At 68.0% G+C, this 22,218-nt stretch carries 22 protein-coding genes and 1 riboswitch; of the genes, 14 read left to right on the top strand and 8 right to left on the bottom strand.

Translation table 11 applies throughout. The features are described 5' to 3' along the window. Positions 1–53 precede the first annotated feature (53 nt). Together NWFMUON74_RS21015 and NWFMUON74_RS21010 are read right to left on the bottom strand one after the other, a co-directional pair. On the bottom strand, positions 54–734 hold the full coding sequence (locus NWFMUON74_RS21015) for a biliverdin-producing heme oxygenase (RefSeq protein ID WP_187683551.1): 681 nt from the start codon (positions 732–734) through the stop codon (positions 54–56). Between the two features lie 116 nt (positions 735–850). Further along, entirely contained in the window at positions 851–1,741 is an 891-nt protein-coding gene (locus NWFMUON74_RS21010) for an RNA polymerase sigma-70 factor (RefSeq protein ID WP_187683550.1), read from the bottom strand. A 170-nt stretch (positions 1,742–1,911) separates the two neighbouring features. On the opposite strand from NWFMUON74_RS21010, the gene NWFMUON74_RS21005 reads away from it, so the two are divergent. After that, positions 1,912–2,382: a carboxymuconolactone decarboxylase family protein gene (locus tag NWFMUON74_RS21005; RefSeq protein WP_187683549.1), complete on the top strand. Its 471-nt coding sequence runs from the start codon at positions 1,912–1,914 to the stop codon at positions 2,380–2,382. A gap of 77 nt (positions 2,383–2,459) precedes the next feature. On the opposite strand, the gene NWFMUON74_RS21000 is transcribed toward NWFMUON74_RS21005, so the two are convergent. Continuing rightward, positions 2,460–3,635 carry a helix-turn-helix domain-containing protein gene (locus NWFMUON74_RS21000; RefSeq protein ID WP_187683548.1) on the bottom strand — a complete coding sequence of 392 codons (1,176 nt, stop codon included), beginning with the start codon at positions 3,633–3,635 and terminating at the stop codon, positions 2,460–2,462. A 330-nt stretch (positions 3,636–3,965) separates the two neighbouring features. On the opposite strand from NWFMUON74_RS21000, the gene NWFMUON74_RS20995 reads away from it, so the two are divergent. Both NWFMUON74_RS20995 and NWFMUON74_RS20990 read left to right on the top strand, forming a co-directional pair. Next, on the top strand, positions 3,966–4,286 hold the full coding sequence (locus NWFMUON74_RS20995) for a hypothetical protein (protein ID WP_187683547.1): 321 nt from the start codon (positions 3,966–3,968) through the stop codon (positions 4,284–4,286). A gap of 439 nt (positions 4,287–4,725) precedes the next feature. Then, positions 4,726–6,207: an aminotransferase class V-fold PLP-dependent enzyme gene (locus NWFMUON74_RS20990; protein ID WP_197986888.1), complete on the top strand. Its 1,482-nt coding sequence runs from the start codon at positions 4,726–4,728 to the stop codon at positions 6,205–6,207. 42 nt (positions 6,208–6,249) lie between these two features. Here the strand turns inward: NWFMUON74_RS20990 and NWFMUON74_RS20985 are convergent, their stop codons facing one another. Together NWFMUON74_RS20985 and NWFMUON74_RS20980 are read right to left on the bottom strand one after the other, a co-directional pair. Continuing rightward, entirely contained in the window at positions 6,250–6,918 is a 669-nt protein-coding gene (locus NWFMUON74_RS20985; protein WP_187683546.1) for a DUF4190 domain-containing protein, read from the bottom strand. Positions 6,919–7,024: 106 nt separating this feature from the next. Beyond that, on the bottom strand, positions 7,025–7,570 hold the full coding sequence (locus NWFMUON74_RS20980; protein ID WP_187683545.1) for a PadR family transcriptional regulator: 546 nt from the start codon (positions 7,568–7,570) through the stop codon (positions 7,025–7,027). A gap of 46 nt (positions 7,571–7,616) precedes the next feature. Between NWFMUON74_RS20980 and NWFMUON74_RS20975 the strand changes: the two genes are divergently transcribed. From NWFMUON74_RS20975 to NWFMUON74_RS20965, 3 genes are all read left to right on the top strand, one after another. Beyond that, positions 7,617–8,186 (top strand): peptide deformylase, encoded by a 570-nt coding sequence (locus NWFMUON74_RS20975; RefSeq protein ID WP_187683544.1) that lies wholly within the window; start codon positions 7,617–7,619, stop codon positions 8,184–8,186. Between the two features lie 130 nt (positions 8,187–8,316). Continuing rightward, on the top strand, positions 8,317–9,543 hold the full coding sequence (locus NWFMUON74_RS20970; protein ID WP_187683543.1) for a cytochrome P450: 1,227 nt from the start codon (positions 8,317–8,319) through the stop codon (positions 9,541–9,543). A 62-nt stretch (positions 9,544–9,605) separates the two neighbouring features. Continuing rightward, the gene (locus NWFMUON74_RS20965; RefSeq protein ID WP_187683542.1) at positions 9,606–10,331 is read left to right on the top strand and encodes a TetR/AcrR family transcriptional regulator; all 726 of its coding nucleotides are present in this window, start codon (positions 9,606–9,608) and stop codon (positions 10,329–10,331) included. 150 nt (positions 10,332–10,481) lie between these two features. Here NWFMUON74_RS20965 and NWFMUON74_RS20960 read toward each other — a convergent pair whose 3' ends face one another. Beyond that, positions 10,482–11,888, bottom strand: coding sequence for a threonine/serine exporter family protein (locus NWFMUON74_RS20960; protein WP_425300521.1), 1,407 nt, complete (start codon positions 11,886–11,888; stop codon positions 10,482–10,484). Between the two features lie 453 nt (positions 11,889–12,341). On the opposite strand from NWFMUON74_RS20960, the gene NWFMUON74_RS20955 reads away from it, so the two are divergent. Both NWFMUON74_RS20955 and NWFMUON74_RS20950 read left to right on the top strand, forming a co-directional pair. Beyond that, a complete protein-coding gene (locus NWFMUON74_RS20955) occupies positions 12,342–14,270 on the top strand; it encodes an acyl-CoA dehydrogenase family protein (protein ID WP_187683540.1) in 1,929 nt (642 codons plus the stop codon). Between the two features lie 473 nt (positions 14,271–14,743). Then, positions 14,744–15,316 (top strand): phosphatase PAP2 family protein, encoded by a 573-nt coding sequence (locus tag NWFMUON74_RS20950; protein WP_187683539.1) that lies wholly within the window; start codon positions 14,744–14,746, stop codon positions 15,314–15,316. Here the strand turns inward: NWFMUON74_RS20950 and NWFMUON74_RS20945 are convergent. Continuing rightward, positions 15,297–16,178, bottom strand: a complete 882-nt coding sequence (locus tag NWFMUON74_RS20945) for a nuclease-related domain-containing protein (RefSeq protein ID WP_232110486.1) — start codon at positions 16,176–16,178, stop codon at positions 15,297–15,299. The genes NWFMUON74_RS20950 and NWFMUON74_RS20945 overlap by 20 nt on opposite strands. 92 nt (positions 16,179–16,270) lie before the next feature. Continuing rightward, positions 16,271–17,965 carry a GMC oxidoreductase gene (locus NWFMUON74_RS20940; RefSeq protein WP_187683537.1) on the bottom strand — a complete coding sequence of 565 codons (1,695 nt, stop codon included), beginning with the start codon at positions 17,963–17,965 and terminating at the stop codon, positions 16,271–16,273. Positions 17,966–18,115: 150 nt separating this feature from the next. On the opposite strand from NWFMUON74_RS20940, the gene NWFMUON74_RS20935 reads away from it, so the two are divergent. From NWFMUON74_RS20935 to NWFMUON74_RS20910, 6 genes are all read left to right on the top strand, one after another. Further along, complete coding sequence (locus tag NWFMUON74_RS20935) at positions 18,116–18,745, top strand: CDP-alcohol phosphatidyltransferase family protein (protein WP_187683536.1); 630 nt, start codon at positions 18,116–18,118, stop codon at positions 18,743–18,745. Positions 18,746–18,787: 42 nt separating this feature from the next. After that, positions 18,788–19,186, top strand: coding sequence for a glycine cleavage system protein GcvH (gcvH, locus tag NWFMUON74_RS20930; RefSeq protein WP_187683535.1), 399 nt, complete (start codon positions 18,788–18,790; stop codon positions 19,184–19,186). Positions 19,187–19,365: 179 nt separating this feature from the next. After that, the gene (odhI, locus tag NWFMUON74_RS20925) at positions 19,366–19,842 is read left to right on the top strand and encodes an oxoglutarate dehydrogenase inhibitor Odhl (protein ID WP_187683534.1); all 477 of its coding nucleotides are present in this window, start codon (positions 19,366–19,368) and stop codon (positions 19,840–19,842) included. A 16-nt stretch (positions 19,843–19,858) separates the two neighbouring features. Beyond that, entirely contained in the window at positions 19,859–20,665 is an 807-nt protein-coding gene (gene ftsR / locus NWFMUON74_RS20920) for a transcriptional regulator FtsR (protein WP_425300690.1), read from the top strand. A gap of 78 nt (positions 20,666–20,743) precedes the next feature. Beyond that, entirely contained in the window at positions 20,744–21,217 is a 474-nt protein-coding gene (locus tag NWFMUON74_RS20915) for a bifunctional nuclease family protein (RefSeq protein WP_187683532.1), read from the top strand. Positions 21,218–21,392: 175 nt separating this feature from the next. Then, the gene (locus NWFMUON74_RS20910; protein WP_269475287.1) at positions 21,393–21,983 is read left to right on the top strand and encodes a MerR family transcriptional regulator; all 591 of its coding nucleotides are present in this window, start codon (positions 21,393–21,395) and stop codon (positions 21,981–21,983) included. A gap of 69 nt (positions 21,984–22,052) precedes the next feature. Then, positions 22,053–22,147: riboswitch (glycine riboswitch) on the top strand. Positions 22,148–22,218: the final 71 nt, after the last annotated feature.

Genomic DNA, 22,218 nt, shown 5'->3' with positions numbered 1-22,218 from the left:
GTAACCGCGAGAACCAGATGGCTACCTGTCGGCAATCATCGGGTCGGCGGAAATCAGCCCTGCCGGCGGACCGGGAATTCCCCGGCCAGCTCGTGGAACAATGCGGTGTTGAACGCGAAGGCGCGCTGGCATTCCCCGAGGACGCGCTGCTTCTCCAGATCATCGACGGCCAGCTGGTCCAGCAGGATGCGGTACTCCCGCTTGAACGCGGCCGGGTTGGGAATCTGGTCGAACACGTAGAACCGCACGCCGTCTCCGCGTTTGGGCAGCTGCCACAGCTTTTCGGCGGTGCCGCGGATGACCTGTCCGCCGGACAGGTCGCCGAGATAGCGCGTGTAGTGGTGCGCGACGTAACCGGCGGGCCAGGTGCGCGCGCACTCCTCGATGCGGGCCGCGTAGTCGGCGGTGGCGGGCAGCGGATCGAGGTCGGCGCGCCAGTTCGCGCCGCCGAGATGGGCGAGATCGGCCTCGAGATGGGCCAGCCGCGCCAGCTCGGGGCGGACGAACGGACCGGCCACCGGATCGTCGGCGAGGTCCGGCCAGTATGCCTCCAGCGCGCGGTACACATGCCACAGCTGTCCGGTGTAGCGGTAGAACGCCGACAGGCCGAGCGCACCGCCGAGCATGTCGCTCATGAACGTGGAGTTCTCCGCGTCCGCGTGTTGCCGCTCGGTAGCGGTGCGGATCTGCGTGGAGAACGGCACGGTCTGTGACGATGGTGAAGTCTTCGGCATGGATCCTGCTTCCTCACCCGACTCCGGGATCGCAACTATGGGTTACCTAACTACACCCCAGACCATACCTGGGCTACGCGGCCCGGGAATCGAACTTTCGGACGAACAGCGCGTGGTCAGCGGGCGAGGTGGGTTTCGTGGCGCGTGCGGGAGAGTTTTTCGGGGTTGCGGACGGAGTAGAGACCGGTGATGCGGTTGTCCTCGACTCGGAGCGCCATGATGGTGTCGACCTCGCCGTCGAGGCGGAGGATGAGCGCGGGGTAACCGTTGATCTGAGCGGGTTCGGCCGTCATCTCGCGGCCGATGCGGGGCAGGCTGCTCGCCAGCAGGGCGGCCACGGCGTCGGCGCCCGTAACCGGTTGCGGCGCGGCCTGTTTGAAGCCGCCGCCGTCGCCCAGGAATACGACGTCCGGGGCGAGTCGGTCGAGCAGGCCCTGGATGTCGCCGGTTTCGATGGCGTGCCGGAATGCCTCGGTCGCGCGGCGGGTGTCGGCCGGGGAGATCACGCCGCGCGGGCGGCGGGCGGCGACGTGCGCGCGGGCGCGGTGGGCGATCTGGCGGACGGCGGCCGGGGTCTTGTCGACGGCCTCGGCGATCTCGTCGTAGCCGAGGTCGAACACCTCGCGCAGGACGAAGACCGCGCGCTCGGTCGGCGCGAGGGTCTCGAGTACCAGCAGCATCGCCATCGACACGTGCTCGGCGAGTTCCACGTCCTCGGCCACGTCGGGTGCGGTCAGCAGCGGCTCGGGCAGCCACGGGCCGACATAGGACTCCTTGCGGCGGCCGAGCGAGCGCAGTCGCATCAGCGCCTGGCGAGTGGTGATGCGCACCAGGTAGGCGCGCTGATCCCGCACCGTGTCCAGGTCCACGGCCACCCATTTCATCCAGGTCTCCTGCAGGACGTCCTCGGCGTCGGCGGCCGAGCCGAGCATCTCGTAGGCGACGGTGAACAGCAGGTTCCGGTGGGCGACGAAGACGCCCGTGGCGTCGGTGGTGGGTTTGCTCATTGGTGGCTCCGGTCTGCTCGCTGTTCGGCTCTCGTCCACACGATGCCGACGCGAGCCCGTTCGTGACAGGCGCGGGCGGTGGCGTGGGTCACATCGGCGCGCTGTCACGGAGGGCTGGGCGTCGGCATCTTGTGGTCGTTCGATCAACGGCAAGCAGTGAGGACGATGTCATGGAACCCCGTTTCACCATGTTCGACAGCGAGCTCGGTACGAAGTTCGCCAAGCGGTTCGGCAATGCCAGCATGGTGATCGCGCAGTCGGACCTGCCGAAGGCGACGCAGGACCTGATGATGTTGCGCGTCAGCCAGATCAACGGCTGCGCGTACTGCACCGACCTGCACAGCAAGGATCTGGCGCACGCCGGCGAATCCTTCGCCCGCATCAGCCTGGTCGCCGCCTGGCGCGAGTCCACCGTGTACTCCGAACCCGAGCGGGCCGCCCTCGCCCTCGCCGAGGAGGGCACCCGCATCGCCGACGCCCACCCCGGCGTCTCCGACGAAACCTGGGCCGCCGTCCGTGAACACTACGACGACGACCAGATCGCCGCCCTGATAGCCCTCGTCGCCCAGATCAACGCCGCCAACCGCCTCGGCGTGATCGTGCGGCAGCAGGGCGGGGGGTACAAGCCGGGGGCGAACTGAATCGGGTCTACGAGTACGAACCGATTCCCGAGGGTGCCCGACCGCAGCTTGGCCGGGCACCCTCGGATCACTGACGTCTACAGCGACGTACCCAGCCAGGATGCGAAGCCCAGCAGGCTGTCCCGCTGTCGCCGCTGCGTCGACGCGATACCGTGCAGCGTCTCCCGGACCGAGGGATGCAGGCGGGTTTGCTGTGGTGCGACGAGGCGGGCCTTGTTCAGTGCGAGCAGGGCCTTGTCCGGCTTGCCCGCCATCAGCCACGCGCGCGCGTTGTCCTGCCAATGGTGCCCGGCACGCGGCGCGGCCATGTCGGCGGGCAGGCGAAGTGTCGCGCCGTGGGTGGCCGCCTTGCCAGGATCTCCCGCCTCGAGTTCTACCGCGCAGGCGTGGATTTCGACGTTGCCGGGCCCGAAATCGGTTGTGTAGAGGTCGCTTTCGCGACTCATCGGCTTCGCGATCCGGCGCGCCGCCGCGATGTGGTCCTGTGCGAGATCCAGCCGTCGGCCGCGAGCCGCCACGATCGCGCCGCGCAGGTGCCCGTAACCTCGGAGCACGCGCTCGTTCTCGCTCTCCCCGGGTACGAGGTCCAGCCCTCGGTCGACCAGCGCGATGGCTACGTCGGTGGACCCGTGCGACATCAGCAACCTGGACCGCTTCATCAGACTACGTACCGCATAACCGGGATCATCGGTGTGCGCGGCGGCCCAATCCAATCGATCGAGTACCAGGGCTGTCAGCGCGGAGTAACCCAACCGGCAACACGCGCCCTCGGCGGCTATATAAGCGGCGCAGAGCATCTCGTACGCGCGAACGCGCTCACTGCCGGAGAATGTCTGCGCGGCACCGTGCAACTGCCGGATCAATGTGGGCAGCATTGCCAGCGCGCGACGCGTCTTGTCGTCGCGCAGGGCCGATTCCACGACGGCGAGCTGATCCACCAACCGCGCCTGGGCTGGTGCTTCGAGCGGCTGGACATAGGTACCTTCGGCCATGACCGCACGCAGTTCACTCAACCCTTCGAGCGGTCCGTCTTCCTCGAGCGACTCGACATATGGCGTGCCCTGCAGCCGGTCCGGATCCACACCGAGCGCCTTCGCCACCGCCGCGACAAACCCCGGCGAGGCGACCTCACGCCCCTGTTCGACCGCCTTGACCATGCTCAGGCTGTACTGCGCACGCCCGGCCAGCTGCAGCTGACTCAAGCCCGCGATCTTCCGCTCCGAGGCAATGGCCTGCCCCACATGCTGGCCCATAGGTCGAGGGTAGCCCCGACAGCCGGCGGTCGTCGGAGGACGTTGCGTTCTGTCCCCGAGCTGTCCCTCCGCGGTGCTGATCAGCGCGATTGTTGTGTAGCCCCATCGCCGGGTGGTAGCCGACTCCTTGGCTTCGCGGCTCCCCGGCGGTGGTGCTTCCAACTGGCGGAGGCAGGGGAGTTATGCGGGGATTTTCGGAAGGGGTCGAGCGATGAGCGGCGCGGGTTGGCTTCTGCTGCTGCTTGTCTCGGGGTTGGTTTCGCTGACCGTGGCGTTGGTCCGGCTGCCGCTACGTGGTGAGCGGCGTTCCGATCGTGAGAGCAGGCTGTGATGTCCACCGTCCCTGTCGCATTGGGTTGGGTGCATCCGGAATCTCCTGCGCTGGAATGGGATATGGCGCAGGTGCGGCGGTTGGCGCAGCGGCTCGGTTATGTGCTGGTGTGGGCGCCGGAATGCAGTCGCCTCCCGCTCGCCGATCAGGTGCGGGCGGTGGGCGCGGAGGTGGTGATCGCACCGCACCCAGAGCATTTCGATGTCAGGACGTTGAATGCGGTGATGGGTGTGGCGGACATCGAAACGGTATGCCCGCGACTGAGTTTCGCTCGGTGGGCGTCGAGTCCGCACTCCGGTGGGCCGATTTTCCGAGTGTGAATCGGCATCCGAACGACGCGGTAACACCGTGAGCAGGACCGTCGTTGCGCGCCTCTGGTCCATGGCGCGGTAGCCGCCGGCGGCGGTGCCGAGCACGTCGGAGGTGGCAGGTGCCGGATCTGCTCCGGTGACGGCTCACCAGAGTCCCGATGAAGCGGGATTCGGGCGCGCTCGGCCTGGGTGCCGATCGATACCATCGGCACGGCGCGCACGCACCGGGGCCGGTAGCCCGGCCGGCAGATCTCGCAGGTGTTGTCCGGTTCGACCGGTGGAGTGAGCTGCCGGTCCGCGTGGTCTCCGCGTCGCGTCGTTCCCCGCGCAGGGAAGGTCGGCGATGCGACCGCGGCGGTGGTGCGGCCTAACATACGGGCAGTTCGATCGTGCGGCTCGAGATTCGGCAGCCGACCCGAACTCGTCTCTCGCAGAAAAGGGTTGACCCGTGAACAGCAGCGGAGCGCGCACGATCGATGCGACGGCATTTCTGGCCGAATATCCGGAGTATGGCGAAACAACCGTACTCGATGAGCTGCGTGATACCGAGTACGCGTATCTCGATGAGCAGCGGCAAGTCTATCTCGACTACACCGGCGCCGGACTCGCGGCCACGGCCCAGCATCGCGCGCACGACGAATGGGTCACTGCGGGCTGTTACGGCAATCCGCATTCGGACAACCCCACGTCACTGGCTGCGACGGCTCGTGTAGAGGCCGCGCGGGCTGCCGTATACGCCTACTTCAACGCGGCACCGGAGAAGTATGCGGTAATTTTCACGGCCAACGCCACGGCCGCCTGCCGATTGGTCGGTGAGGCATATCCGTTCGATCGGTCGACCGCACTCGTGCTCACCGCCGACAACCACAACTCGGTCAACGGGTTGAGAGCATTCGCGGCCGCGAAGCACGCCCGCACCGAATACGTCTATATCACCGGGACCGAACTCCGGGTGAGCGAGCAGTCCGTCCGCGCGGCACTGAGTCGCAGATCGCTCCGGGAAATATGTGCCGCCACAGCCACACGCGGGACGCGGCGACGCGGATTGTTCGCCTATCCGGCGCAGAGCAACTTCAGCGGCGTCCAGCACCCCCTGGAATGGGTTGAACTCGCGCACGAATACGGATTCGATGTGCTGCTGGACGCGGCGGCATACGTGCCCGCCAACACACTCGATCTCGAGGCGGTCCCCGCGGACTTCGTTCCGGTGAGTTGGTACAAGGTATTCGGATATCCGACAGGCGTCGGCTGCCTGATCGCCCGGCGCGACGCCTTGGCCCGGCTGCGCCGGCCCTGGTTCGCGGGCGGCAGTATCCGCGCGGTCAGCGTGCGGGGCGGCTGGCACACCATGGCGCCCGGTGGTACGGCATTCGAAGACGGCACCGCGAATTTCCTGGCGGTGCCCGACGTGGAGCACGGTATCGATTGGGTGCGCGGTATCGGCATGGATGTCATCCGTCAGCGCACCCGGTGCTTGACCGGATGGCTGCTGGACCGGCTGGCGGCGCTGGAGCACGACAACGGTATGCCGCTGGTGCGCATCTATGGTCCGCGCACGATGGTCGGCCGCGGTGCGACAGTGGCATTGAACATTCTCGATCCCGCCGGGGCCGTCGTAGACGAACGTCTGGTCGCCCGCGAATCTTCGGCGGCGGGCCTGTCGCTCCGGACGGGCTGCTTCTGCAATCCCGGCTCGGGTGAGGCCGCTTTCGGACTCGATCGAACGGCATTGCGCCGCATGGCCGGACGACAGGTACGCACCATCGACGAGTACGTCGCGGCGATCGGCCTGCCCAGCGGTGGCGCGATTCGTGTTTCGCTCGGCATCGCCTCGAACTTCTCCGATGTCCAGCGATTCATCGACTTCGTCGGCACCTATCGCAATCGCCCGTGTGACGGTCACGAGCTCCCGCCTCGCGAGCAGTGCTGAGTCCACCCGGGTGGACGGTTGTTCGCCCGGGTGGACGGCTTTTCAGCGGGGGACGCTGCCGGTGAGTTTGGCGCCGGAGGCTTCGAAGACGAGGCAGGTGATGCCGCGGTCGCGGTCCCAGTCCTTCTTGTTGTCGGGGTAGAGGTAGGAGATTTGGAGTCGGTCGAGCATGGGGCTGGTGGCGAGGGCCCGCTGGATGTCGCCGGTGCAGCGGATCTCGGCTTCCTTGGCGACGGCCGGCTCGCCGGGGAAGGCGCCCTTCGGGAGGTCGAATTGGCTGATGACCTCGCCGTCGTGGGCTTGCGCGCAGGGTGAGACGGAGATCTCGGTGAGGCGTTTGCCGTCCTCGATGCCGCCGACACAGTCGCCCGCGCGCAGCCGGGTCACCGATTCCGATCCGCTGCTGGTGATCTCGCCCGAGGAATCCCGCGGGCTGTTGGCGATCCCGGCGACGGCGCCGATCACCCCGAGACCGATCCACACCGCAGTGAGCACCAGGCCCGCGATCGCGAAGCCGCGGCCGCGCTGGCCGGTCTTGTTGATCTGTACCAGGGCGATGATGCCGAAGACGATCGCCAAACCGCAGACACCGCCCAGGATGCCCGTGATCAGCGCGGCGATCGCGAAACCGTTCGTCCCCTGCTGCTGAGGCGGCGGGGCGAACTGGCCGGGCGGCGGAAACCCTTGCGGCGGCGGTTGATTGACGTTCAAGACGATTCCCCTCCACGGAAACCTGGCCCACCGGGGCGGCAGGCCGACCGCTCACCGTACCGTCCCGTATGTCCGGAGTGCGCGCCGATTCCCGATTCCGGGAGGATCAGTCGCGGGCGTCGAGCTTGTCGACGTCGGCGAAAACCTTTTCGTGCCAATCGATCTCGGCCTGGATGCGCATCCTGGCATGGTCGACGACGAGATCGTCCACCGCGCCCTGGTCCGGCCAGCGCCGCTCGAGCTGGTGCTCGATCCGCACGAGATGCGCCCGCAGCGTGGCGATGCGGTCGGTGAGGTAGCCGCGCAACAACTCCGGATCGAGGTCGGTGCTGACGGCCAGCGCGAGATCCACCGGGTCGGGCCGGATGGCGACGTCGGTGAGGGCTTCGTCGCGCAGCGCCCGTAGTTCGCGCAGGCCCTCCTCGGTGATCTCGTAGACCGTACGGGCGGGCAGGGCGCCGGGCTGTTCGGTGCGCAGCGGCCGGATCAGGCCCTCGTCGCTCATTCGGTGCAGCGCACCGTACAGCGAGCCCGGCTTCACCCGCGACCACAGGTCGGCGCGGTCCAGCCGGGCGTCGCGGCGCAGCTGGTGGCCGTGCATGGGGCCGCGCTTGGCCAGCGCGGCGAGGACGAACAACCGGGTCTCGTTCACCCTGTAAGTCTGACACGACTACTCGCATTTGAGTAGTCTCGCGGACATGGCTGTACGACCGATTCTCATCGCCGGCGACCCCCGGCTCACCACTCCGGCCGTTCCCGTCACCGAGTTCGGCGCCGAACTGGCCGCGTTCGTCGACACGTTGTTCGAGACGAACACCGCCGCGAACGGCGCGGGCCTGGCCGCCAATCAGATCGGCGATCCCCGCGCGGTGTTCGTCTACGACCTGATCGACCGCGGCGTGCGGCAGCGCGGTTACGTGGTCAATCCGGTGCTGGAGACCTCGGATGTCCCCGAGACGATGCCCGACCCGGAAAACGACGGGGAGGGCTGCCTGTCGGTGCCGGGTGAATGGTTCCCGACGGGCCGCGCGCACTGGGCCAAAGTCACCGGTGTCGACGTGGAGGGGCAGCCGGTCACCGTGGCGGGCACCGGGTATCTGGCCCGCTGCCTCCAGCACGAGACCGACCACCTCGCCGGTCGGCTCTATCTATCGCGCCTCATCGGGCGCAACCAGCGCGCGGCCCGCAGGATGATCAAGGAGCGCGGCTGGACCCGCCCCGGCAATTCCTGGTTGCCGGGCGCGGTAGCCGACCCGTTCCACGGCTGAAGCCCGCGGCCGCCGCCGCGTCGGTGCGGTGATCGATCGGGACCCTGAGTGAACATCATTTAGTAAAGGGTGTTCACAAAACGAGTGTGGTGTGGTTCACTCCTGTGGAACGTGTTCCAAAGGAGGTACCGTGTCAGCCCCGTCCATCTCGCACGACTTCGACTTCACCGACCCTGACCTGCTGTCCACGCGCCTGCCCGTGGAGGAGTGGGCCGAGTTGCGCCGCGCCGCGCCCGTCTGGTGGGTGGACCAGCCCGCCGGTGTCAGCGGCTTCGACGACGGCGGCTACTGGGTCGTCAGCAAGCTCGACCACATCAAGGAGATCTCCAAGAACTCCGAGGTGTACTCCACCCACGAGAACACCGCAGTGATCCGCTTCAACGGCGACATCACCCGCGAGGAGATCGAGATCCAGCGCGCGATGCTGGTGAACACCGATCCGCCCGCGCACGACAAGCTGCGGCGGATCATCTCCCGCGGTTTCACCCCGCGCGCAGTGCAGACGCTGCGCGAGGCGCTGGTCGAGCGGGCCGAGCGAATTGTCCACGAGGCCAAGAAGACCGGCGGTGGCGACTTCGTCCAGCAGGTGGCTTCCGAGCTGCCGCTGCAGGCGATCGCCGAACTGCTCGGGGTGCCACAGGAGGACCGCGGCAAGCTGTTCGACTGGTCCAACCAGATGATGGGCTACGACGATCCGCAGTACCAGGACACGTACCGGATGGCCAACGCCGAGGTGATGGGTTACGCCTGGAACCTGTCCGAGGAGCGCCGCAAGTGCCCGGCCGACGACATCGTCAGCCAGCTCGTCACCGCCGATGTCGACGGAGAAGCGCTGGGCTCGGAGGAGTTCGCGTGGTTCGTCATCCTGCTGGCGGTCGCCGGTAACGAGACCACCCGCAACGCCACCACGCACGGTATGAAGGCGTTCATCGACTTCCCCGAACAGTGGGAACTGTACAAGGCCGAGCGGCCGCGTACCGCGCCGGACGAGATCGTGCGGTGGGCCACCCCCGTCATCGCGTTCCAGCGAACCACCCTGCAGGACACCGAGATCGGCGGCCAGGCGATCAAGAAGGGCCAGCGGGTGGGGCTGTTCTACGCCTCGGCCAACTTCGACGAGGATCACTTCGACAAGCCGTTCGAGTTCAACGTGCTGCGAAACCCCAACCCGCACGTGGGATTCGGCGGGACCGGCACGCACTACTGCGTCGGAGCCAACCTGGCGCGGTTGCAGCTGGACCTGATCTTCAACGCGATCGCCGACGTGATGCCCAACCTGCGTGAGCTTTCCGAGCCGGTGCGGCTACGCTCGGGCTGGTTGAACGGAATCAAGAGCTGGCAGGTCGCGTACGAATGACCGGCCGGGCCCGGACGCGGCGATCGCCGTGCCGGGCCCCAGCATTCGTCGAGGGGTAGGACATGAAGCAACCCGCACGCCGGGGACGGATGCCCGCGGTGAGCGACGCCGACATCCGGCGGGTGGCCAGAACGCTGCTGGTGGAACAAGGTCCGGAGGCGGTGACCCTGCGCGCCATCGCGCGCGATCTGGGTATCACCGCGCCCGCGCTGTACCGGTACTACTCCTCGCGCGACGATCTGGTCGCGGCCCTGCGCAGCGACATCTGCGCCGACCTCGCCGCCGAGCTCGCCACCCAGGTGGCGGCGCTGCCCGACGACGGGGTGGTGCAATTGTTCGCTATCTGCAAGGGCTTCCGGCACTGGGCACTGGCGCACGCCAGGGAGTTCACCCTGGTGTTCGCCTCGCCCACCGGTGATGTGCCCAGCGCCCTGCGGCAATTCGACGAGCCGTTCGGCCGCATCTTCCTGCAGGCGGCCGGGCGGCTGCTCACCACCTACGACATCGTCACGCCCGCAACCGATGTCATCCCCGACGCGCTGCGCGAGGATCTGATCGGCTTCCAGACCGAACTGCTCGCGGTACTGGCCGAATCGGGCCAGAAGTTCCCCGCCGAGAAACTCGACCTCGGCGTCACCTACCTCATGATCACGTTCTGGGCCCGCCTCTACGGCCACGTGACCCTCGAGGTCTTCGGCAACTACCCCATCCCCGTCCGCGATTCGGACGCTCTCTTCGACGCCACCCTCGCCGACCTGGCCCGCACCATCGGCCTCTCCGCTGCCTGACAGTGCCCGAGCGCGCCGTCCTCAGTTCACCGTGGCTGCCTGACAGCGTCCGTGTCCGCTGTCTTCGGTTCACCGTGTCGGCCGGAGGGTGCTCATGTCCGCTGTCTTCAGTTCAGCGTGTCGGCCTGAGGGTGCCCATGTCCGTCGTCCTCAGTTCATCGTGTCCAGGACCGGGCGGCGGATGCCCTGGAATCGGCGGAGGATTCGGGGCTGGCGGAGGAAGCGGGCCATCCATTCGCCGAGGGTGACGCCCGCGGCGAGGGCGCAGGCGACGCCGAAGGCGGCGAGCATCTGGTTGAGGCCGAGCAGTTGCTGGTCGTTGAGCAGTGCGGCGAGGCCGCGGTAGACCTTCAGACCCGGTAGCAGCGGGGTGATCCCGGCGACCGCCACGACCAGCGGCGGGGTGAGTGCGCGGCGGGCCATCAGACCACCGGCCAGACCGACGACGGTCGCGGCCACACCGGAGGACACCACCGGGCCGAAATCGGCGTACTGCACGAACAGATAGCACACCGTCGCCGCCATACCGCTGAGCGCCGCCGCCGCGAGCGCGCGCCGCTCCGCGTAGCAGGCCAGCGCGAACGCCAGCGACGCCACGGCGCCGGCGATCAGCTTCACCGGCAGATTGGTGATGTCGTAGGACGACGACGACATATCGATGTGGGGCGAGGACGCGTTGAGCAACTCCGCGGCCCGCAGCGCGAGCGCCACACCGGCGATGATGCCGCCCGTCATGACGAGCAGCTCCAGCATGCGCGCCGCGGCGGTGATGGGCGCGCCGGTGATGGCGTCCTCGACCGAACCGACCAGACTCAGCCCACTGAGCAGCACGGTGATACCGGCCGCCACGATCAGCGAGGAATTCGCCTCGATCCGGCCGCCGAAGGTGTTCAGCAGAATCGCCGGCACCGTGGCGATGGCCCCGCCCATCATGTGCTGGAAGAAGAACGGCAGCCCGCGCCGGTTCAGCCAGCGGTTGGTGCGGTCGATGGCCGCGGTGGCCAGAAAGCTGATCGAGGCGAGCAGGACGCCTCCGCCGAGCAGCAGCGCGATCGAGGCCGCCATCAGCGACCACCCGAACGTCGCGACCCAGCGGTTGTAGGGGTGCGGCGCGGTCGTGATCTCCTCGAGCGCCGCCAGCGCCTCCTCCGGCGGCACCAGCTCGCGGCGGATGCGGCGGGTGAGCCGGTCGACGGCCGCCAGCCGGGTGAAGTCCAGCGAGCGGTAGTTCACGATCCGCATGGTGCTGGCCGGCGGCAGCGTGGGGCCGCGGTCGGCGGAGATACGGATCGAATTGTAGGTGACGTCGATATCGCACTGTGCCAAACCGTATGTGGCGGCGATGAACTCGACCTGGGTCATGGTGTCGGTGACACCGGTGCCCGAGGCCAGCACCACCTCGCCCACGCGCTCGGCCAGATCGAGGACCTGGGTGACGCGGGCGTCGTCGGTGAGGTCGATGGGCTGCAGCGGCGCGGGGGCCTGCACCACGGCGTCGACCGTGGCCTGACGCTCGGCGACCAGTCTGCCGGCGAACTTGGTCAGCGCGCGTCGCACGCCCGACGTCCGCGGATGCGGCGGCGCGTCACGGATGATTTCCGTATCGACCTCTTCGCTCACACCCTGCAAGGTAGATGCTGCCCCGCAATCCGTCAGCCTCCGTGCTGCGCACCGGTGATCACGGTCCGGACACAACGTGACCGGCATTTCGGGTAAATCCGCAGGTCGAGCCGGGTACGCGGCGTCGTAGCTCGGTAACGGCCCGGCTCGAGGTGTGGCGAATTCGGCATTACCTGGCCGACCCACGCCCGATACCCGACCGTTACCCCGGCGCCCGCGGGCGCACTGCCCGGCGGCGCTCGGGAACCGGTACCGAGACCGCAAAGGCATTGGTGGAGTTGGCTTTCGGCGGCACCGACCGCGGCGCCGGGGAGTAGTGCGTGGCGAGTGCCCGGGGTGTCGTGGGTTACGGTCCGGATTAAGGCGCGCGTGGGCGGCTATCGTCGGGTTATGGGCACTGAGAACTCGACCGCGGACCACTTGCGAGCGGCCCTCGACGGACCTTGGCGCGACATTCGCGAGCAGGCGCGCGAGCAGTTGTGCGACGACCGCCTGTTCGGCGATCCGTACCTCGACTACCGCGCCGCCCGCGCGCGGGTACTCGACCAGATGCGCTTGGTGGCCGAATTCGGTTTGGCCGAAAAGGGTTTCCGGCTCGAGAACGGCGGTTCCGGTGACCCGGGCGGCGCGGTGACCGGGCTGGAGATGCTCGCCTACACCGATCTGTCGCTGTGGGTGAAGGCGGGCGTGCAGTGGGGTCTGTTCGGCGGCGCGGTGGAGAACCTCGGCACCGACCGCCATCGCGACGTCGTGAAGCGGTTGCTGTCGCTGGATCTGCTGGGCTGTTTCGCGATGACCGAGTCCGGGCACGGCAGCGACGTGGCAAATCTGGAGACCACCGCCACCTACGACCCGGCCACCCAGGAATTCGTGGTGCACAGTCCCACCGACTCCGCGCGCAAGGACTACATCGGCGGCGCCGCCGAGCACGCCCGGATGGCCGCGGTGTTCGCGCAGCTGATCACCGGGAGCGAGAGCCGGGGCGTGCACTGCTTCCTGGTCCCGATCCGCGACGAGCAGGGCCGCGACCTGCCCGGCGTCACGACCTCCGACTGCGGGCTCAAGGGCGGGCTGCCCGGCGTCGACAACGGGCGGATCGTGTTCGACCGCGTGCGGATCCCGCGCGAGAACCTGCTCAACCGCTACGCCGATGTCGCGCCCGACGGCACCTACCACTCCGAGATCGACAACCCCAGCCGTCGCTTCTTCACCACGCTCGGCACGCTGGTGCGCGGGCGGATCAGCGTCGGTGGCGCGGCCGCGGCGGGCGCGCGGGTGGCATTGAGCATCGCGTTGCGCTACGCCGACCGCCGCCGCCAGTTCGACGATCCCGACAGCGGCGAGGAGGTCCTGCTGCTGGACTACCGCAGCCATCAGCGGCGGCTGCTGCCGCACGTGGCGCGGGCGTTCGCGCTGTCGTTCGCGCAGAACGACCTGGTGCGGCGCATGCACGCGGTCCAGACCGGGCAGGATCTCAACCCCAGTTCGCAGCGGGCGCTGGAGAAGCGCGCGGCGGGCCTGAAGGTCGCGCAGACCCGCCACGCCACCCGGGCCATCCAGGAGTGCCGCGAATGTTGCGGCGGCGCAGGGTATCTCACCGAGAACCGGCTGGTGACACTGAAGGCCGACACCGACGTGTTCACCACCTTCGAGGGTGACAACGTGGTGCTCACCCAGCTGGTGGCCAAGGAACTGCTCACCGCCTACGCCGACGAGGTCCGCGATCTGGACGCGCTGGGCTGGGTGCGGTTCGCCGCCACCATGGGTCGTGACGTGGTGCGCCAGGGCACCGGCGTGCGGCAGCTCATCCAGCGGCTGCGGGACCGCTCCGACAGCGGCGTGGACGACGGCGATCTGGCCCGCCGCTCCGTGCAGCTGCAGCTGTTCGCCGACCGCGAGGACTATCTGGTTCGCACGGCCGCGCACCGGCTGCAGGCGCGGGCCAAGGAGACCGGGCCGTTCGAGGCGTTCAACAATGCCCAGGACCACATCCTCGCGGCGGGCGAGGCGCATATCGACCGGCTGGTGCTGGAGGCGTTCATCGAGGGCATCGCCGGCATCGACGATCCCGATGCCCGCGAACTCGCCGAGACGGTGTGCGACCTGTTCGTCTACTCCTCGCTCGAACAGAACCAGGCGTGGTACATCATGCACCGCTTCATGTCGGTCGAACGCGCCAAGGCCGTCCGCCGCGGTGTCAACGAACTGGTCGACCGCCTCCGCCCCCACTCCACCACCCTGGTGGAGGCCCTCGGCGTCCCCGATGCCCTCCTCCACGCGGCCATGCTCGACGACGCGAGCGTCCACCAGGGCATGTGAGCGGCAAGGGGTTTCGCGGTGCCCTGTCATCCCGGCGAAAAGCGTGCCGGGATGACAGGGAATAGTGCTGGCACGGCGACGGATGTAGTGCGCTCGGGTAGCTGAATGCAGTGCGCGCCCAGATGGCGTTGTGCGGGCGCGGCTGAGGGACGTGGCGTGCGCCCGGGTGAGCGGATGTTGTGCGCGTCTGGGTTGCGGGACGTGGTGAGTGTTCGGGTGAGCGGATGTTGCGGGCTTGGGGAGTGGGATGTGATGTGGGCTCGGGCGAGGATGTTGTGCGCGTCCGGAGGGCGGGATGTGGTGGCCGGATGGTCGGGGATGTGGGGTGGTCCGAATGGGGTGGGGGAGTGGCGGGATGTGGTTTGGGCCGGGTGGGGGTGTGAGGGCTGGCGGGGGAAGGGTTCAAGGGTGGAGTGGGTCGTTATCTTCGAGCGGTGAATTGTTCGGGTGTTGCTGGGGTGCGGTGGGGTGGGTTGGTCGCGGCTGTGGGGGCCGGGGTGCTCGTCGTGGTGCTGTTGCCGCTGACATTTCCCGGTGGTGGGGCGACGGGGTTCGATCGGGTGGTGGGGGAGTGGGTGCGGGCGGGGTTGGGGGCGCATCCGGGGGTGTTCGAGGGGTTGGTGGTGCCCAGTAACGCCTATGTGTTGTTGCCGGTGTTGGTGATCGGTGTGGTGGGGTACGGGGTGCGGCGGGAGTGGTGGCGGGCCGGGTTCCTGCTCGTGGCGCCGGAAGTCGCGGTGGCGGTCAATACGTGGGTGCTGAAACCGCTGTGGGACAGGCCATTACAGGATTACCTGGCGTATCCGAGCGGTCACACCGTCCACTTCGTCGCCATCGCAACGGCTTTCGTGCTGCTCGCCGAGGATCAGCGGATCCGGGCCGCGCAGGTCGCCGTGGCCGCGGTGCTGCTGGCGGGTGTGGCCGTGGGCATGGTCGGGCTCGGCTATCACTATCCGACCGATATTCTCGGCGGGACGGCCGCGGCGATCGCCCTCGTGACGGCGATGTACGCGGCGCTGGGACCGATCAGCCGGGACCGTAGGTGAGCACCAGCGAGATCACGAACCACAGCACCCACGCGAAGGCGATCAGCATGCCGATCGCCAGGGCGATGCGCAGGAATCCGCGCCCGAAATCGACCCGCTCGGCCTCTTTCGGATACAGCTTCCACGGGCTGTACCACGGCATCGTGATCGCCAGCGGACCGGCGTAGGCCTGCTCGGCCTGCGTCTTCTGCTCCAGGTACGCCTCGGCCTGGGCCTGCTGCGGGCCGCCGTACCAGAGCGTGATGTCCACCGGACCGCCGAAGCCCTCGTGCTCGAGATCCTGCGGCGCGGGCAGATACGGCAGCAGGCCGAGCCCGCGGAAGGTCATCGCGATATCGGTGGGCGTCCACTGCGCGCGGCCCTGCGAGGCGAGCGTGTGCAGGTAGTCGGCCAGCCGCCGGGGATCGTCACCGAGCACCACCTCGAAACTGGGATCGCTCCACAGCTGACGGATGCGCAGGTCCGAGCCGTTGGGCGGTACCACCAGCACGACCCCGCTCACCACCCGCTGCCCGAGACCGCGCTCGGCCAGCCAGCTCTGCAGCGCGTAGGTGTGGTCGCGCGCCTTGTCCAGCGGCGGGCGGCGGTCCCCGCCCTCGAGCGTCACGATCTGGTTGGCGACCCGCCAGGGACCGTTCAACGGCACCTCCAGCTCACCGCTCGCCCGCTCCGCGAGCGCCTCGGCCTCGATGATCACGCAGCTGGTCGGCGTCCAGATCACCGCGTCGAACTGATGGAGCCGATCGGCATGGAACAGGCTGCAGTTCACCGTGGCCACGCCGTGCGGATCACCCGGGCCCTTCCAGGTACGCAGCCAATCGACCAGCGTCCGCTCGGCCAAGGTGCCGGCGGCATTCTGCACTCGCACGAGCATTGGCGATCAGCCCTTCCCGTCGACACTTGTCCCCCGAAAGCATAAGGGCCCGCGCCGGATCGGTGGGCGACCGGCGCGCGTCAGGCCGTGGGCACCGCCGGACCGGCCGGGGTGATCGGCAGCCGCAGTGCCCCGGGCGCCCAGTCGGGAACGGTCGGCTGCACGGGCGCCACCGGCCGGATCCGGCGATACGGCTGCCCCAGCTCGGGGCGCGGGTCGGCCGCACCCTTGTTGGGCCAGAACGCCATCGCGCGCTCGGCCTGCGCGGTGATGGTCAGCGACGGGTTCACGCCCAGGTTCGCCGTCACCGCCGAACCGTCGGCGACGTGCAGCCCCGGATGGCCGAAGACCCGCTGGTACGGGTCGACCACGCCGGTCTCCGGCGTCTCGCCGATCACACAGCCGCCGATGTAGTGCGCGGTCGCCGGGATATTGAACACGTCCATCACCAGCCCCTGCACATCGCCGTTCACCTTCTCGCCGAACCGGCGGCCCACCTCGTGCGCCAGCGGAATCCACGTCGGATTCGGTTGTCCCGTACCCTGTTTCGTCTTCAGCTGCCCCCAGCGCCGGAACGAGGTGAGCGAGTTGTCCAGCGACTGCATCACCAGCAGGATCACCGACTTCTCCGACGCGCGCCGGGCATTGAGGCTGCGCAGGAACACCGCCGGCTGCGTCACCATCGCCAGCAGGAAGCGCAGGAACCGGAACGCGCCGCCGTCGACGATCGGCGCCGACAGCGGGAACAGTGCGTTCTGTCCCTTGCCGTAGTGGCACACCTCGACGTGGGTGTCGGGCTCGGGGTGGATGGAGGAGGTGATGGCGATGCCCTCCGCGAAATCGGACCGATCCCGGCTCACCACGTTCAGGATGGCCTCGGAATTGCTGCGGGTCAGCTCGCCCAGCCGTGGCGACAGATTCGGCAGCACCTTCTCGTCACGCATCTTGTGCAGCAGCTTCTGGGTGCCCAGCGCGGCCGCCGCGAACACCACCTGCTCGGCGGTAAAGGTCCTGCGCTGCTTGCGAACCCAGCGATCGGAGCGCTTGGTCTCGATGGCGTAGCCGCCGCCGAGCATCGGCCGCACCTTGGTGGCGGTGGTCAGCTCGAACACCTTCGCACCGGCCTGCTCGGCGAGGTAGAGGTAGTTGGTGGGGGTGGTGTTCTTGGCGTTGTGCGGGCAGCCGGTGAAGCAGCGCGCGCAGTGGATGCAGCCGCTGCGGCGCGGGCCGACGCCACCGAAGTACGGATCGTCGACCTCGGTGCCCGGATCCGGCTCGTTGAAGAACACGCCCACGTTCGTGGCGTGGAAGGTGTCGAGGACGCCCATGTCGTCGGCGATCGAGCGAATCACCTCGTCGGCGGGCGTCATCCGCGGGTTCGGCGCCACCCCGAGCATCCGCTGGGCCTGGTCGTAGTACGGCGCCAGCTCGGCTTTCCAGTCGGTGATGTGGGCCCACTGCCGGTCGCGATAGAACGCGGGCAGCGGCTCGTAGAGGGTGTTGCCGTAGATCAGCGATCCGCCGCCCACCCCGGAGGCGGAGAACACCGCGCACTTGCCGAGCAGACTGATGCGCTGCGGTCCGGTCAGGCCCAGCCGCGGCGCCCAGATCGATTTGCGCACATTCCAATTCGTCTTCGGAATGGCCTCGGCCGGCCAGCGGCGCCCGGATTCGAGCACCGCCACCCGGTAGCCCTTCTCGGTCAGCCGCAGCGCGCTCACGCTCCCGCCGAATCCGGAGCCGATCACCACCACGTCGTAGTCGAAGTCGGGCATGTCTTCCTCTCAATCCACCGCACCGCAATGAAACGATTTGCGACTCATTCTTTCACCTGCCGCAGCTGCCCCGGAACATATCCTGCCCGCCCGGCCGCCTCAGCGCGCGCCCGTATGGCGCTGTTGTGCCGTTTCGGGTAAGCAACAGCTGTGACGAGCGAACCCCCGGACCTCCAGGCCGACGCCCGCGCGGACCGGATTCTCACCGTGCCGAACGTGCTCAGCGTGCTGCGGCTGATCGGTGTCCCGGTGCTGCTGTGGCTGCTGCTGGTCGAACATGCCGACGGCTGGGCGTTCGCGCTGCTGGTGGTCAGCGGTTTCACCGACTTCCTCGACGGCAAGCTCGCGCGGCTGCTGGACCAGTACTCGCGGCTGGGCGCGTTGCTGGACCCGTTCGTGGATCGGCTGTATCTGGTCGCCACCGTGCTCGGGCTGCTGGTGCGCGGCATCCTGCCGTGGCCGTTCGTGGTGCTGCTGATCGGGCGGGATCTGGTGCTGGCGGCAGTGCTGCCGATCTACCGCCGCCGCGGGCTGCCGCCGCCGGAGGTGATCTATCTGGGCAAGGCGGCCACCTTCGCGCTGATGTCGGCGTTGCCGTGGCTGCTGGCCGGACAGATGGATTGGGCGGCCGCGGGTTTCAGCCGGGCCTTCGGGTGGGCACTGTTGATCTGGGGTACGGCGGCCTACCTCTGGACCGGGGTCCTGTACCTCGGCAAGGCGCTGGCGGTGTCCCGGGCGATACCGGCGGTGCGGCAGGGAACGCACGAGCCGATACAGTGATCACGACGCCGGAGAGAGGACGCCCGTGAAAGGACTGCACCTGTGACCGACCTTCCCGAGGATTTGCGGTACACCGAGGAGCACGAATGGGTGCTGCGGGTCGGCCCTACCCGGGTGCGGGTGGGCATCACCGACTACGCCCAATCACAGCTCGGTGACGTCGTCTTCGTGCAGCTGCCCGCAGTCGACAGCGAGGTCGCGGCGGGCGACGGGATCGCGGAGGTGGAATCGACCAAGAGCGTGTCCGACATCTACGCCCCGCTGGGCGCGAAAGTCGTTGCGGTGAACGAGGATTTGGACTCCGCGCCGGAGACGCTCAACAGCGATCCGTACGGGGAGGGCTGGATGTTCGAACTCGAGGTCGACGACGCCGCGAAACTGGACGCGACGCTCGCCGATCTGCTCGATGCCGCAGGTTATCAAGGAGTTATCGGGGGCTGAAGCGGCCTTCACAGTTCTACCTGCACGGGATCGCCCTGGCAGGGTACGGTCAATGCCAACAGAAGTGCCGGCGGCCGGTGCCGGAATCTCCAAGGGCGCGACAGCCGGTCGCGTTGGGTGACGGCAGGGACGGCATCGCGATGCCGGTACGGATAATCGGTTCGAGGAGGAGAGCAAGGGTGAGCGAGAACAAAGACCCGGGTTACGGGGAGAGCGCGGCCGAGACCACATCGGTGTTCCGCGCTGACTTCCTCAACGAGGTCGACGCGTCGCGCTCCGGTGAGGCAACCGGCGACCAGCCGGTGCAAGGGGTCGAGGGCCTGCCCCCGGGTGCCGCCCTCCTGGTGGTCAAGCGCGGACCGAACGCGGGCTCGCGGTTCCTGTTGGACCAGCCGACGACCTCGGCAGGACGTCACCCCGACAGCGACATCTTTCTCGACGATGTCACCGTCTCCCGCCGCCACGCGGAGTTCCGCCAGGACGACGACACCTTCCAGGTCGTCGACGTGGGCAGCCTGAACGGCACCTACGTCAACCGGGAGCCGGTGGACTCCTCGGAGCTGCAGAACGGCGACGAGGTACAGATCGGCAAGTTCCGGCTCGTCTTCCTGACCGGACCACGCCCCGCCCAGAACGAATCCGCGGGCGCGCTCTAGCGGGTCGGTCGCAGACATGACAGGCGCAGCGCAGTGGACCCGCGGAGGGATGTCGATCGGCTCCGTGCTGGACCTGCTGCGTCCGGATTTCCCGGACATCACCATCTCGAAGATCCGCTTCCTCGAATCCGAGGGGCTGGTCAGCCCGGAGCGCACGCCCTCGGGCTATCGCAGGTTCTCCGTCGCCGATGTCGAGCGGCTGAGGTTCGTCCTCACCGCCCAGCGCGACCAGTACCTGCCGTTGAAGGTGATCAAGGAGCAGTTGGAGGCGATCGACAGTGGCGCTGCGACGCTCGGGGTGCGCGAGGCGCGCGCCCGGGCGGCCGACGGGGCCGGTGCGGCGGCGCCGGGGCGTGTGCCCGGCGCCGCACCCACATCCAATCTGACCCCGCCCCGGAGGCTCGGTGTGGTTCCCGGTGAGGTGTCGCCCGAAGAGTTGCGGTTCGACCACGAAATCCGCATCACCCGAACCGATCTGCTCCAGCAGGCCGGTATCGATGAGAAATTCCTCGCCGAACTGATCCGCGCCAATCTGATCACTCCGGGTGCGGCCGGTTTCTTCGACACCGAGGCGGTGACGCTGGCGCGTACCGCCAAGGCGCTGAGCGAATTCGGTTTGGAGGCGCGGCATCTGCGCGCGTTCAAATTGGCGGCCGACCGGGAGGCGGCGATGGTCGCCCAGATCGCCGCGCCGATAGCCAAGGGGCGTGACGCCGACGCGCGCGCCCGCGCGGAGGAGACGGTACGAGAGCTGGCGGCGCTGTCGCTGACGCTGCACACCAGCCTCGTGAAGACCGCGGTGCGCGCCGCGCTCGGTAGCTGAATTCTTCGCCTAGACTCGGTGATACGGCCGACCCCATCGTGCCCGTGGGGAGGGTCGGCGAGCATGGGAGGCAGTGCGATGAGTGAAATGCGTGTGATCGGCATCCGTGTCGAGCAGCCCCAGAACCAGCCCGTGCTGCTGCTCCGCGAGGTGGACGGCGACAGGTACCTACCGATCTGGATCGGGCAGGCGGAGGCGACGTCGATCGTCCTGGAGCAGGAGGGCGTCACGCCCATCCGCCCGTTGACCCACGACCTGATCAAGATCCTCATCCACGAACTGGGGCACACCCTCAAGGAGGTCCGAATCGTGGATCTGCAGGAGGGCACGTTCTACGCGGATCTCGTCTTCGAGAACGATCTGCGCATCTCGGCCCGGCCGTCGGATTCGGTCGCTATCGCGTTGCGCGTGGGTTGCCCGATCTATGCCGAGGAGCCGGTGCTGGAGGAGGCGGGCCTGGTGATGCCCGACGAGCGCGAGGACGAGGTCGAGAAGTTCAAGGAGTTCCTCGAGTCGGTCTCGCCGGACGATTTCAAGGCCACCGACAGCTGAACGTCGAAGTCACCTATCCCGCCGGTCATCGATGTGATTTAACCCTCAGGTAGAGGTCGAGAAACACGCCGCACGCGAAGCTTGGTCCGGTGCCGCTGCTGCCGGGACAATCGAGGGAGTAGCCTCGACAGTTAGGCCGTTGTTCGCACCGGCGGAAGCAGTGAGGGAGTAGTCAGTGGGAGACGAACCACAGCAGACTGGATCTGATGCGCGGCCCGCCGCGGCGGTGCAACCAGGACTGTTCCCCGACGATTCGGTGCCCGACGATCTGGTGGGTTACCGGGTTCCGAGCGCGTGCCAGGTGGCGGGTATCACCTACCGCCAGCTGGACTATTGGGCCCGCACCGGCCTGGTCGTTCCGTCGATTCGCAGTGCCACCGGCTCCGGCAGCCAGCGGCTCTACTCCTTCAAGGACATTCTGGTCCTCAAGATCGTCAAGCGGCTCCTGGACGCCGGCATCTCGTTGCAGAACATCCGCATCGCCGTCGATCATCTGCGCAGCCGCGGTGTCGAGGATCTGGCGGGCATCACCCTGTTCTCCGACGGCACCAGCGTCTACGAGTGCACCTCCCCGGAAGAGGTCGTCGATTTACTGCAAGGCGGCCAGGGTGTATTCGGTATCGCGGTCAGCGGCGCCATGCGCGAACTGACGGGCGCGATCGCGAACTTCCCGGCCGAGCGGGCCGAGGTCAGCACCGCCAGCGACCGTCCGGAGGACGAGCTGGCCTACCGCCGCAAGGCGCGGATGAACCGCAAGACGGGATAGTGAAGCCGGGCAGCTGTCCGGGTCGGTAACACGCCGGACATCCGGTTCCGCATAAACTGACGAGTGCGTCGCCGCCGTGCGGGAGAGTCCCGGGTCCGCCCCGGGCGCCGAAGGAGCAGCACCTCCCCGTCAATCTCTCAGGCATCAGGGACCGCACGGACCATCGACGCCTCTGGAAAGAGATGGCTGCGCACAACGCAGGCCATCCGCCCATGGGGAAAGGGCGTCCGCGCGT

The sequence above is a fragment of the Nocardia wallacei genome, from assembly GCF_014466955.1.
Lineage (GTDB): Bacteria > Actinomycetota > Actinomycetes > Mycobacteriales > Mycobacteriaceae > Nocardia > Nocardia wallacei.
The sequence above is the reverse complement of the archived record's forward strand: the minus strand, read 5'-3'. Positions and strand labels throughout refer to the sequence as shown.

Bases quoted from the DNA above. Each gene is read 5' to 3' on its own strand.
- NWFMUON74_RS21015 (WP_187683551.1), bottom strand. From the start codon at position 734: ATGCCGAAGACTTCACCATCGTCACAGACCGTGCCGTTCTCCACGCAG.
- NWFMUON74_RS21000 (WP_187683548.1), bottom strand. From the start codon at position 3,635: ATGGGCCAGCATGTGGGGCAGGCCATTGCCTCGGAGCGGAAGATCGCG.
- NWFMUON74_RS20955 (WP_187683540.1), top strand. From the start codon at position 12,342: ATGGGCACTGAGAACTCGACCGCGGACCACTTGCGAGCGGCCCTCGAC.
- ftsR (WP_425300690.1), top strand. From the start codon at position 19,859: ATGACAGGCGCAGCGCAGTGGACCCGCGGAGGGATGTCGATCGGCTCC.
- NWFMUON74_RS20965 (WP_187683542.1), top strand. From the start codon at position 9,606: ATGAAGCAACCCGCACGCCGGGGACGGATGCCCGCGGTGAGCGACGCC.
- NWFMUON74_RS21005 (WP_187683549.1), top strand. From the start codon at position 1,912: ATGGAACCCCGTTTCACCATGTTCGACAGCGAGCTCGGTACGAAGTTC.
- NWFMUON74_RS20995 (WP_187683547.1), top strand. From the start codon at position 3,966: ATGTCCACCGTCCCTGTCGCATTGGGTTGGGTGCATCCGGAATCTCCT.
- NWFMUON74_RS20915 (WP_187683532.1), top strand. From the start codon at position 20,744: ATGAGTGAAATGCGTGTGATCGGCATCCGTGTCGAGCAGCCCCAGAAC.
- NWFMUON74_RS20975 (WP_187683544.1), top strand. From the start codon at position 7,617: ATGGCTGTACGACCGATTCTCATCGCCGGCGACCCCCGGCTCACCACT.
- NWFMUON74_RS21010 (WP_187683550.1), bottom strand. From the start codon at position 1,741: ATGAGCAAACCCACCACCGACGCCACGGGCGTCTTCGTCGCCCACCGG.
- NWFMUON74_RS20940 (WP_187683537.1), bottom strand. From the start codon at position 17,965: ATGCCCGACTTCGACTACGACGTGGTGGTGATCGGCTCCGGATTCGGC.